The 912-nt window shown below is 44.7% G+C and carries 3 protein-coding genes; all 3 read left to right on the forward strand.

The window, feature by feature from the left end; genetic code table 11:
• The coding region (locus tag WMO65_RS26295) for a nucleoside triphosphate pyrophosphohydrolase family protein (RefSeq protein ID WP_349064891.1) at window positions 1–353 on the forward strand (353 nt) is incomplete at its 5' end.
• Window positions 354–355: 2 nt separating this feature from the next.
• A complete protein-coding gene (locus tag WMO65_RS26300) occupies window positions 356–661 on the forward strand; it encodes a hypothetical protein (RefSeq protein ID WP_148394026.1) in 306 nt (101 codons plus the stop codon).
• Between the two features lie 12 nt (window positions 662–673).
• Window positions 674–912: hypothetical protein (locus tag WMO65_RS26305; protein WP_349064893.1), on the forward strand; the 239-nt coding region annotated here is incomplete at its 3' end.

The following is a 912-nucleotide window of genomic DNA, read 5'->3' on the forward strand; positions in this document are numbered from 1 at the left end:
ACCCGCAGTATCACTATACGATTGAGCATATAGCGGAAGAGGCCGGAGATGTACGCATTATGATCATGCAGATAGAATACCTTCTGGGTATACAGGATGCTGTTGAGGATAGTATGAAACGGAAGATTGATCGTCAGATTGGCCGGATGAAAGAAGCTGATCTCCTGAAGCAAGGCCAAACGTTGCTTGACAGGTATCTTGAGTCAGAGCGGATCCGGATCGTGCAAGAGCTATGTCCGGATGATGTGCCGTGGTTGGTGCGCGAAATGGGAGAAAGGTGGAGAGTAAATGAATGTTGCCAAGATGGATGTGAAAAGTGCTGGGGACTCCCGTTGAAGCCGGAGGAGGTATAGGCATGGAAAAAATAAAAAATCCCGAGGATGAGGACTTTAGTAAATGGGGTGGATGCGATCTCACAGTATTGGTTGATTATCAAAACGGGGAGGAATCAAAGAGAGAATTATTTATACCGGAATGGAGGAATGCCGGGTTCGATGATATTATTTCCCTTAAAATAATAGAAGAACAGGTAATGGAGAGATATGGTGATGCGATTATTGTCGTGATTGCGGAATATCCACTAAACGGGGATATTTACAGGTTTGGAAATAACATGGATGGCGAATGGATGAGAGTTGGCACGATTGATGGGTATGCGTAAAGGAGAGCGGATATGAAAAGATTAACCAAAACATATGCGGATGGCACACATGGAGTTGCGGACAATTTGCCATGTGGTGAAAACAGCTACACTTTTAAAGATTTACTGATACATACACTGGGAGAATACGAGGACCTGGGTATAACACCAGATCAGGTGCGACAGATGGATAAGGAGTTTACCAGAGCCAGTAAGGAGCTGGCAGACTATAAAAAGTCAGTGGACCAGGGAAGGCTATTACATCTGCCATG

This window comes from Blautia caccae (assembly GCF_040095955.1).
Lineage (GTDB): Bacteria > Bacillota > Clostridia > Lachnospirales > Lachnospiraceae > Blautia > Blautia celeris.